Here is a 10,655-nt window from a genome sequence, read left to right on the forward strand (position 1 = left end):
ATGTTACAGTTAAACATTTTTTCCAAGAACCTTTTTCAGGCAAAGATATTATTAAACAAGGAAAGATATTGTCGTTATCTTTAGATGAGAGCGTAGCTGAGAAGCTTAAAGCTGCTATTTCACGATTAACGCCTGCGATTAGGGATTATTATGACCTGGGCCATTTCATTAAGAGCGGGTTTAATTTTGCGCATCGAGATTTCTTAAAAATGGTCAATAAGAAATTAAGCCTTGATGGGTATAAAAGAGATTATTCGTATAATCTGGGTTTGTCTGGACAAGCAATTGAAGAACTAAAAAGAATCAGAGACAAAGATCTTACTCCTATGATTAGAACTGATGAAAAGTTTGATTTGGATCTGGTTTTAGCTTATTTTAATAAACTATTTGATCAGATGAAAGCGTAATTATTATATGTCAAGTGACGCAGAAATGCTTAAAACGCTAAGTAGGATATAAAAATGAATAATAACAAATGCAACCGCTGTAATGAAAAAAGTCCTTCAGGATGATATTTATCGCATCTCTCGCGTTTATATAGTTTAAGAGCGGTTCACCCATCCCCATAAGTACTGTCTCTATCTCTCTATCATCAAGTAAGATTAGACCTGCTTTATAACTCAAGCCTTTCTTATCTCCTGCTGTTCTAGAGTCTTTGTAGTACAGGAAAGGAATATCTTTATCTATCTTAGTATGCATATCTTTAGAGAGAGTTGTAATATCTAGAAATGAGTCTATATTATCCTGGAATAGTGCTTTATAGAGCTGCTCTACTCTGTAGGGTTTTAAGTCCTTAAATAAGCTTTTTGTTTGTCGGTTCTACTTGTAATCATATAAGGAATATATATATTAATTTTTTAATTTAGGCAATATTTATTTTGACATAGCCTTAATATTTAGATTAAGAGAAAGGACATATCACATTTGATAGAAAAATGCTGCACAAAATTCGCATGCCCAGGCTGCAAAGTCTTTATAATTTTAAGCCTTGGGAAAGTAGTTGATGTTTATCACTTATGCTCACAGGCGGATGGATGCTCTAAATTTTCTATGGAAAAAATCTGTCAAGAATTTAGCGACTACGGTTGATATAGATCTTGGCATAGATCGATTTATTGTCTCTTCTTTTTAAGGATTTTTTAATACCTACACCATCAAAGATTAAGGTAGGAACAAATATTCCAAGATTATTAAAAGATTTAGGCTTTATTGTTGGATTTAAAGGGAGAGAGGGGTATATTCAATTAGAGCATCCAGATCTTATTGTTGAATTTTTGGTTCCTGAGAAAGGGTATGGATTAAACAAGCCTTACCAATTGCCGCAATTCGGTCTCAATGCTCAAGCTTTAAGATTTTTGAATCTACTTATACAAGATACGATAAAGGTTAAAATTGAAGGTGCTGAGATTACGCTTCCTCATTCAGCTAACTTTGCTCTGCATAAATTAATCATACTTCAAAGGCGTACTAAAGAAGAGAGAATAATAAAGGATAGAAGTACCGCTATAGAGATTCTTAGAGCTTTGATAAGTAAAGGCGAAACGGTAATTATTAAATGTCTTTTTAATTCAATGATTCCGAAATGGCAGAATAAAGTTATAAAAGGATTAAAGGAGATTCAGGAAAAAGAAATATTAAATTTGTTGGATCTAAGTATTAAAAGATAATAGATTTTAAAAAAATATATTATATTCCAGTCTGGAAGTGGCTGCTGGAACAGTAAGAGATAAATTGTTATAATATATGCAGCTATGGAATTTATAATAAAACTCTCCGGAGTATTTTTTGGGGTTTTATCCCGGATGCTGGTTCCCTATATTCGTAAATTAAAGCAGAAAAAGATAGCTAAGTTCAACAATCATTACTTAAGGATAGCGTTATGTTCTTTTATCTTAAGCATAATAGTAACACTCCTTATCTTTCCTCAGTTCTCATCCCACGGCAGTATTATCGACCTTGAATCCGGGTTTAAGCTCTTCTGCATTGCTTTTGGGTTTGGGTTCGGTTTTAACTCCCTGATCTCAGAACTCTCTGAGTGGGGCGAGAAGAATAAGTGACCTTAAATGTCTAAAGAAAGACCTCTCTATAAAATAGATAAAGATAATAATCTCGCCTTTAAATATCCAAAAGATAAAAGTTACAGGAGTATTAAAGGCAGGTTCTCTGCAGACAGCTCTAATAGGTTAGTATATGAGATAGATAAGGAAGGTAACTGGTCTATTATAGAGTCTTTAGGTAGAAGGATTATACTGGAAGGTGAGTGGAAATTAAATAAAGACCACGATCTAGTTTTCTATTTAAGAAAAGAGAGAGATAGAAGAAGAAAGAGTTTAAAGCTAAGAGGTAAGATCTTAAAGCTGGATTCAGAGTCTTTTCTCTTTGAGATTAAGAGTAAGCCTGACTATAAAGTAACTAGAGTCTCATATCTTAAATTAAGAGGAGTTATAGGACGGGATAGGTTTAACAGGTTACTCTTTCAGGTAACCAAGAAAGACTCACCGGATGAACTGATTTTTAGAAACTCCTGGTTATTAAATAGAAGTAAAGAGATTATATATAATTATAGTAAATTAGGTTTAAAAGTGGAACAATCTTTAATTTTAAGAGGCTATTGGGATATACGTTCTGATAGAAAAATAAGTTATATCTTGGAGAAATCGGACTCCTATGTAAGCTTTCTGGCTAATCTAGAGAGTAAGAGCTTATATCCTAAGAGAGGTGTCATTAAATATCGAGTTGGAGTTGGATTTAAGGACAACAGAGAAGAGAATCTAATATCTTTTAAGGGTAATTGGAAGCTGGGAAAGAATAAAGCTTTAATATTTGAAGTAGATCAAGGAAAAGGCGGAATAAGGAGATACTATTTTTCATATACTGTTAAGGTCTCTAATCGGGATAGGATAATATTAACAGTATTTAATAATAGCTTAGAACCGCTGGGTATAAACCTTAGCTTTCGCGGTGGTGAGCTGGACAGAGACAGCTTTGAATACTTCTTAAAAGTAGCCGCTAAGGATAGAGAAAGAAAAGTGGAGATTGGATTTAAGCGCAGGATATAGGTTTTAGATAAGAGTTAAAGAAATTTCTTGACTTTAATGTTCACTAAGTGTATATAGTTCACTAAATAGTGAACATTAAAAAGGAGTGAACATTATGAATAAGCCAAAAAATGGAAAAAATATCTTTGCCGACAAAGCAACTTTTGTACTTAGAAAGATGCTGTCTAATCCGGGCAAAAAATGGGTCATTCGTGATTTTACCGGAGAGAATGGCGTAAGCCTTGGTACGGCTCAGGGTGTGCTTGAAGTCATATCAAAACAAGGTTATATTGAAAGAGTTAAGCGTGGGCCTGACAGTTTCGCGCTTTTAACCAATGCGCGGAAATTGATAGAGGACTGGATGAAGGCATATTACTTTGAGTTAAACGATATGCATACTTACTATTCGCCGAACAAAAATATCATGCCTAAGCTCAAAGATTACCTGAAAGATAAAGAGTACAGTTTGACCCTTCATTCCGGAGCAAATCTGATGACATTTTATGTGATGACGGACAATGTACATGTATATTTTTCTCCTCTGAACTGGGAAAAAGAGCTTCTTGATCTTAGACAACGATTAGATTTGAAAGAGCTTGTTAGAGGAGGTAATATTCACATCATACGGCCGTTTTATAAAAATAGTGTGTATTATAATACTCAGATGATAAAAGGGTATAAGGTTGTTTCAAATTTACAGCTCTACCTGGACCTCTATCAGTTTAAACCCCGAGGGAAAGAACATGCTGAATATTTAGAAAATCAGCAAAAAGAAGAGGGTAAGAATTTATATGAATTTTGAAAAAATTGAAGCCGTATTTTTTAATGTGCTGGAAGATATAAGCGGATATTTTTCGGATCTTACGCTTGTCGGCGGATGGATACCTTATATATATTCAAATTATCTCTGGAAGACATCAATTAGAAATCCGGTTACTACCGTGGATATAGATTTTGGGGTGGGTCAGACCGTTGCCGGTGATTATTCAAAGACGATTTTTGAAACCCTTTCTTCGTTGGATTATAAAGAGCGCCATTTCAAAATGGATAGAATGTTTCCTGTGGTGCTTTATAAGGAGAAGGTACCGGTCGAGTTTATAACGTATCCGTCGGCTGATATTAAGGCGATTGAGAAAATGGTGGGAATGCAGATACAAATAAACAAGATCGAAAAATTCGATTTCCTGTTACAGCACCGTATTCCTATAACGGTTAAGAGCAAAAAGAAGGACAAGACCTATATATTGAATTGCCCCAAGCCGTCAGCTTTTTTGTATCATAAAGGATCGACCTTCATTGACCGGATGAATAAAGAGAAACAAGCCAAGGATTTATATTATATGTATTTCATCTTGCGATACGCGTCTGACATAGAAGTGATTTTTAAAGAAGTGTCTGAATATACGAAAAAAGGTTATTTGCCGGGAGCAGCGGATAATATCAATAAATTTTTTGAGCGGGTTTCAAGTCAGGGCTGCCTAATGATTGAAGAAGAAAATGGTGACGATGAATATATCCATGATGTAAGACAGGATATATTCGAAAGATTTGAGAATTTTAAAAAAGTGTTATAAAGGACTATATTTTGAAAACATATGCTGTCGGTGATATTCACGGTGCTTACAAGGCGCTTATGCAGTGTTTTGAGAGAGCAAAATTTAATTATGAAAATGATCGATTAATTGTAATGGGCGATGTTTGTGACGGGTATCCGGATGTTAAACAATGCATCGATGAGCTTTTGAAGATTAAACAATGTGATTTGGTCATTGGTAATCATGATATGTGGGCTCTGGATTGGGTCCTATGCGGTGATAAACCGGAAATATGGACGAGTCAGGGTGGTGATCGGACGATGGCGTCATATAATGGCGGACCTATGCTTCAGGAGCATATTAATTTTTTTAAGAGCGGAAAGCTTTGGATTGAGCGTGACGATCAGGTATTTGTACATGGGGGATTCAATCCGGATATATCGCTTAAGAGCCATAGCGCGCAGACGCTGGTCTGGGATAGAACGCTCCTTGATAAGGCGTGGAAGAAGCAAATTAATGGGTGTAAGTGCCAATTAGGCAGGTATAAGGATATATTTGTTGGTCACACAACAACCGAGCTGTATAATACACTACAGCCAATTCATGTATGCAATGTTTGGAATCTTGATACCGGTGCAGGCTGGTCGGGCAAACTCACGATTATGGATGTAGATACGAAGGAATATTGGCAGTCAGATTTAACACCTGATTTATACGGCGGTACGCCGAATAATCTGTAATGGTAAGGAAAGAATAAAGCTTTAATATTTGAAGTAGATCAAGGAAAAGGCGGAATAAGGAGATACTATTTTTCATATACTGTTAAGGTCTCTAAGCGGGATAGGATAATATTAACGGTATTTAATAATAGCTTAGAACCGCTGGGCATAAACCTTAGTTTTCGCGGCGGTGAAATAGATAGAGATAACTTTGAGTATTTCTTGAAGATAGCTAGAGGAGAGAAAGAGAAAGTTATAAAGTTTGGACTTAAGCGTAGGATATAGTAGTTAAGTTTAAAAATCATCGGTTTAAAAATTCAAACTCTAATAATCAACGATATTATATGCTATAGGAAAGGGCTTGACAGATAAGATGTAGTAAGCTATATTCTAATTTAGTTAAACTATTACGGAGGTTATTCCGGATGAGAAGAATAGAGAGAATCCTTAACATAGAGCTTCCTAGGCATCAATCTGCGTTTTTGCGGGGACCGCGAAAAACAGGGAAGACTACATATTTAAAGACTCATTTTCCTGATAGCTTGGTGTATGATTTTTTAAAGACGGATTTTTTCATTGAAGTCTCTAAGAATCCGGCAATATTACGTGAGCGACTGTTAGCAAAAACCGAACAAGAACTAAAGCACCCTGTTATACTTGATGAGGTTCAGAAAGTACCTCAGGTTTTAGATGAGGTACACTGGATGATAGAGAATAGAGGGATAAACTTTATTCTTTGCGGCTCCAGTGCAAGGAAATTAAAGAGAGGTCATGCCAATCTATTAGGGGGAAGGGCCTGGCGTTATGAAATGTTTCCGCTTGTAAGCGCTGAACTGAAAAACATTGATCTATTGCGGGTATTGAACCATGGAATGGTGCCGACGCATTATTTACAGCAAGGTCAAGATTATAGAAAGTTTTTAAAAGCCTATGTAGAGGATTATTTAAAAGAAGAAGTTTTTGCAGAAGGTTTAACGCGGAATATTCCTGCTTTTTCGAGATTTTTTGAAGCTTTTGGTTATTCTCACGGTGAGCTTACCAACTATTCTAATATAGCGCGGGATTGCGGTGTAGATTCAAAGACCGTTAAGGAGTATTACCAGATATTAGTGGATACTCTGCTTGCTTTAAGAGTAACGCCTTTTAAAAAAAGACAGTCGCGGCAGGTTATTACTAGAGCCTCCAAATATTATTTTTTCGATGTTGGAGTTGCTGGTTTTTTAAAGAGGCGCAATTTAGAGGAAGAGAGAGGTGAAGAGTTTGGTAAAGCTTTTGAACATTTTATCCTTATGGAGATGGTTGCTTATAGGTCGTATAGCGATAATGAGTTTGAGATAAACTTCTGGAGAACAAAATCAGGTTTTGAAGTTGATTTTGTTCTTGCATCAGGTGAAGTTGCTTTAGAAGTAAAAGGCACTTCCCGTATAGACAAGAATGATTTAAGAGCAATGACTGCTTTTATGGATGAGTATTCTCCTAAGAGGGCTATTGTTGTTTGTAATGAAAGTGAAAAGAGGGTTCACAATAAGATAGAGATAATGCCTTGGGCTAGTTTTCTACATCAATTATGGAATGGAAAGATTATAGGTTAGCAGGATTAACTTGTCTTTAGTTGACTAAAAGCTGAAATAGCAAGAATATATGATAAACTATACTGATGCAGAATAGGACATTTTCAATAGTAATACCGGCTTACAACGAAGAGGATAGGATAGCAGATACTATATCTGAGGTTATTAAGACCTTTGATGATATAGCTCCTTCTCATTATGAGATAGTAGCTGTAGATGATTGCTCAACAGATGATACCTATAAAAGATTAATTGGATTAAAAGAGAGGTACCCTCAGCTTGTTATTGCAAGGAATAATAAGAATTATGGTAAAGGCCGTGCTCTTAAGAAGGCTAATAGGTATTGCAAAGGGGAATATGTTATCTGGATAGATGCTGATTTAGATATCCACCCTTTAGGCATAAAGACGCTCTATGATATTATGCGTATTGATGATGCAGATATAGCAATCGGCTCAAAACTACATCCAAACTCAGTTGTAAACTACCCCTTCAGAAGAAGAATCTTTAGTTATGGATACTATGTATTTATTAGTGTTTTATTTAATTTACCCTGTCATGATACTCAAACAGGGCTTAAGATATTCAAAAAAGAGGTCTTAGATAAAGTTTTTAGGAGAGTCTTGGTTAAGCAGTTTGCATTTGACCTTGAAGTGCTTGTAAATGCAAATCACCTTGGGTATAAGATTACAGAAGGGCCGATTGTGTTAGATACCAAGAGAGAGTATAATAGAATAGGTCTTGGATCAATAATTAAGACGACCCAAGATACGCTGGCTATTTTCTGGCGTCTTCGTATTTTAAAATATTATGACCGTATCGATTATTATCGCCGTAAAGGCATGGCAAAAGAACTTAGAAGAATGCGTTCATAATTGTCTTTCACTTAACTATCCCGATTTTGAGATTATAGTAGTTCCTGATCAGGTCTTTGAGCATGAAAATCCAAATCTCCATATCATTCCTTCATCTAACGTATCTCCGGCTGAAAAGAGGGACTTAGGTGCAAAAGCAGCAGAGGGTGAGATATTAGCCTTTATAGACGATGATGTCTATCCGTCTCTCAATTGGCTGATAAATGCAGTTAAAGGCTTTAAAGACCCTAATATAGCTGCTGTAGGAGGCCCTGCAGTCACTCCGGATAGTGATTCTCTTAGGCAGAAAGCAAGTGGCAAGGTCTATGGGTCTTATCTTGTTAGCGGGCCTTATACTTATCGATACAGGAAAGAGAGAAAAAGGTTTGTAGATGATTATCCAAGCTGTAATCTCCTGATCAGAAAAGAAGTATTTGAAGCATTAGGAGGCTTTGATACTAAGTATTGGCCTGGAGAAGATACAAAGCTATGTCTTGATATAGTCCATAAGCTAAATAGGAAGATTATATATGACCCGGAAGTATTGGCCTATCATCACAGAAGAGAGTTGTTTATTCCTCATCTAAAACAAGTCAAAAGCTATGCCTTACATCGCGGTTATTTTGCTAAGGTTCTTCCGGAGACTTCAAGAAAGTTAGCTTATTTTGTTCCCTCTCTATTTGTTCTGGGGTTAACAGCAGGGGGGCTTTTAAGTCAGTTTAGTGCTGTTATTAGGAGTATATATTTAGGAGTCCTATTTCTATATCTTATATTGGTTAGTTTTTCTAGTAAGGGAGAGAATTTCTTTCTCGTTATAAGAGGCATAGTCTTAACCCATCTGGTCTATGGAGTGTTTTTTATAAAAGGACTGATTAGTTCTAAATTAAAAGAAGAATAGCATTTAATTCACTTGACTTAATGAGTTATATTGTATAATATTTCTTTATATTGATAAAATAGTCAATTTAAAGAAATGAAATTTAAGGATTTTGTTAATTTATACAGCAAATACTCATTGGTAGATTCTAGGACTTTTTCAGTCTATTCCGAGAAACCTCAACATTTAAGACGTCAGGTAAGGGAGTGGGTGCAGAAAGGGTATCTCCTGCCGCTTAAGAGAGGTCTTTATTTATTTAGCGAAGATTATCAGAGAAATAAAATATCTCCTCTATTTATTGCTAATTATATGTGTTCACCTTCTTATATCAGCTTGGGGTATGCTTTGTATTATTATAATCTCATACCTGAAAAGGTTACTGTATTTACTTCTGTAACTACAAAAAAAACTATGGTTTATGATAATTATTTGGCAAGGTTTGAATACCGCTCTATAAAAAAAGACTTATTTTTTGGTTTTAAAGAGATTAAAGATGGAGATTTTTCTATTTTTATATCTCTTCCAGAAAAAGCAATTTTGGATTTCTTTTATTTTAATACTGATATAAAAAGAAGCTTTGATTATTTTGATTCTTTAAGATTTCAGAATTTAGAAATTTTAGATATAAATAGATTTAATTTATTTCAAAAAAAATATTCTAAAAGAGTGCAGAGAATAGCAGATCTATTTGTAGATTACGTGGAATTCTATAAGCAGAAATACAAGGAATTACAATGAAAAATCAATTAAAAGACATTATTGATATAAAATTAAGTAAAGGTGAGAATATAAATAAAATTAGAGAGTTTGTTCAAAAATATTTACTATATGTGTTATACAGAGGAAAGGTGTTCCAAAATTTGGTCTTTACCGGTGGTACGGCTTTGCGGTTTTTGTATGGTATTAGAAGATATTCAGAAGATCTAGATTTTAGCCTATCTTTAAAATCTCAGAATTATGATTTTTTAAAACTGTTGTCTCTGATGAAGAGAGAACTTGACCTAGCAGGATATGATTTGGAGATAAAACATAGTATTGAAAGCAATGTACATAGCGCATTTTTAAAGTTTACCGGATTATTGTATGAATATCAATTATCTCCCCTTAAGGAGGAGAAGTTTTCAATTAAATTAGAAGTAGATACATGTCCTCCCTTAGGAGGCAAAGAAGAGGTGGATACTTATAATTCGGGTTTCATGTTTTCTATCCTGCATTTTGATTTAGCATCTTTATTTGCCGGAAAACTCCATGCTTTATTATGCCGTCGATTTACTAAAGGCAGAGATTGGTATGATTTATTGTGGTATTTAACAAAATTTGAAAATATAGAGCCCAATTTTACTATGCTTAACAATGCTATTAAGCAGACATGCAGAGAAGATATTGGTTTTATTAGTCAGGATAATTGGAAGGAAAAATTAGAAAAAGAGATTAAAATACTAGAGATAGAGAAGGTTAAAAATGATGTTTATATATTCTTGGAAGATAAAAGTGAAATTAACCTCTTAAATAAAGAGAATTTGCTTAAATTGTTAAGTAAAAAAGATTATTGAAGGCCGTAGCATTGTTTCGTCTGGCTTCGTATTTTCTATTAGCACGAGTATTTTAATACTTGACTTTTTAAATAATCGTACTAAAATACAATTATGATTCAGAGAGACCTGTTTTCAGACTTAAAAGACCATCTTTTCAAGAAAGAGATAAGCTTTATTATTGGTCCTAGGCAGGCAGGAAAGACAACCTTAATGCTTCTTTTGAAAAATTATCTTGAGAAAGAAGGAGAGAGGACGCTATTTTTAAATCTGGATGTAGAGACTGATAAGCAGTTCTTTATCTCTCAGGAAAACCTGATAGCAAAGATTAAGTTAGAACTTGGAGAAGATAGAGGTTTTGTCTTTATAGATGAGATTCAGAGAAAGAAGGATGCAGGTATTTTCTTAAAGGGCATCTATGACCAGAACTTACCGTATAAATTAATTGTATCTGGTTCAGGCAGTGTTGAGTTGAAAGAGAAGATACATGAGTCTCTATTAGGCAGGAAGAGAGAATTTTTGCTGTCTG

The 10,655-nt window shown here is 34.7% G+C and carries 14 protein-coding genes; 13 read left to right on the forward strand and 1 reads right to left on the reverse strand.

Annotated elements, in window-relative coordinates; all coding sequences use genetic code 11:
• The coding region (locus tag P9L98_02510) for a nucleotidyl transferase AbiEii/AbiGii toxin family protein (protein ID MDP8216179.1) at positions 1-407 on the forward strand (407 nt) is incomplete at its 5' end.
• Between the two features lie 37 nt (positions 408-444).
• Here P9L98_02510 and P9L98_02515 read toward each other — a convergent pair.
• Positions 445-699 (reverse strand): hypothetical protein, encoded by a 255-nt coding sequence (locus P9L98_02515; protein ID MDP8216180.1) that lies wholly within the window; start codon positions 697-699, stop codon positions 445-447.
• 416 nt (positions 700-1,115) lie between these two features.
• Between P9L98_02515 and P9L98_02520 the strand changes: the two genes are divergently transcribed.
• From P9L98_02520 to P9L98_02575, 12 genes are all read left to right on the forward strand, one after another.
• A complete protein-coding gene (locus P9L98_02520) occupies positions 1,116-1,667 on the forward strand; it encodes a GSU2403 family nucleotidyltransferase fold protein (GenBank protein MDP8216181.1) in 552 nt (183 codons plus the stop codon).
• Between the two features lie 84 nt (positions 1,668-1,751).
• Complete coding sequence (locus tag P9L98_02525; protein ID MDP8216182.1) at positions 1,752-2,057, forward strand: hypothetical protein; 306 nt, start codon at positions 1,752-1,754, stop codon at positions 2,055-2,057.
• Between the two features lie 6 nt (positions 2,058-2,063).
• Entirely contained in the window at positions 2,064-3,059 is a 996-nt protein-coding gene (locus P9L98_02530) for a hypothetical protein (protein ID MDP8216183.1), read from the forward strand.
• 94 nt (positions 3,060-3,153) lie between these two features.
• Entirely contained in the window at positions 3,154-3,840 is a 687-nt protein-coding gene (locus P9L98_02535; protein MDP8216184.1) for a type IV toxin-antitoxin system AbiEi family antitoxin, read from the forward strand.
• Entirely contained in the window at positions 3,830-4,612 is a 783-nt protein-coding gene (locus tag P9L98_02540) for a GSU2403 family nucleotidyltransferase fold protein (protein MDP8216185.1), read from the forward strand. The genes P9L98_02535 and P9L98_02540 overlap by 11 nt, the downstream gene beginning before the upstream one ends.
• A gap of 11 nt (positions 4,613-4,623) precedes the next feature.
• The gene (locus P9L98_02545) at positions 4,624-5,313 is read left to right on the forward strand and encodes a metallophosphoesterase (protein MDP8216186.1); all 690 of its coding nucleotides are present in this window, start codon (positions 4,624-4,626) and stop codon (positions 5,311-5,313) included.
• Between the two features lie 404 nt (positions 5,314-5,717).
• Positions 5,718-6,884, forward strand: a complete 1,167-nt coding sequence (locus P9L98_02550; protein ID MDP8216187.1) for an AAA family ATPase — start codon at positions 5,718-5,720, stop codon at positions 6,882-6,884.
• A 65-nt stretch (positions 6,885-6,949) separates the two neighbouring features.
• Positions 6,950-7,738, forward strand: a complete 789-nt coding sequence (locus P9L98_02555; protein MDP8216188.1) for a glycosyltransferase — start codon at positions 6,950-6,952, stop codon at positions 7,736-7,738.
• A complete protein-coding gene (locus tag P9L98_02560; protein MDP8216189.1) occupies positions 7,674-8,615 on the forward strand; it encodes a glycosyltransferase in 942 nt (313 codons plus the stop codon). The genes P9L98_02555 and P9L98_02560 overlap by 65 nt, the downstream gene beginning before the upstream one ends.
• A 75-nt stretch (positions 8,616-8,690) precedes the next feature.
• The gene (locus tag P9L98_02565) at positions 8,691-9,332 is read left to right on the forward strand and encodes a hypothetical protein (GenBank protein MDP8216190.1); all 642 of its coding nucleotides are present in this window, start codon (positions 8,691-8,693) and stop codon (positions 9,330-9,332) included.
• Positions 9,329-10,147 carry a nucleotidyl transferase AbiEii/AbiGii toxin family protein gene (locus P9L98_02570; protein MDP8216191.1) on the forward strand — a complete coding sequence of 273 codons (819 nt, stop codon included), beginning with the start codon at positions 9,329-9,331 and terminating at the stop codon, positions 10,145-10,147. The genes P9L98_02565 and P9L98_02570 overlap by 4 nt, the downstream gene beginning before the upstream one ends.
• A gap of 93 nt (positions 10,148-10,240) precedes the next feature.
• On the forward strand, positions 10,241-10,655 hold a 415-nt coding region (locus P9L98_02575), incomplete at its 3' end, for an AAA family ATPase (GenBank protein ID MDP8216192.1).

The organism is Candidatus Kaelpia imicola, from assembly GCA_030765505.1.
GTDB classification, from domain to species: domain Bacteria; phylum Omnitrophota; class Gorgyraeia; order Kaelpiales; family Kaelpiaceae; genus Kaelpia; species Kaelpia imicola.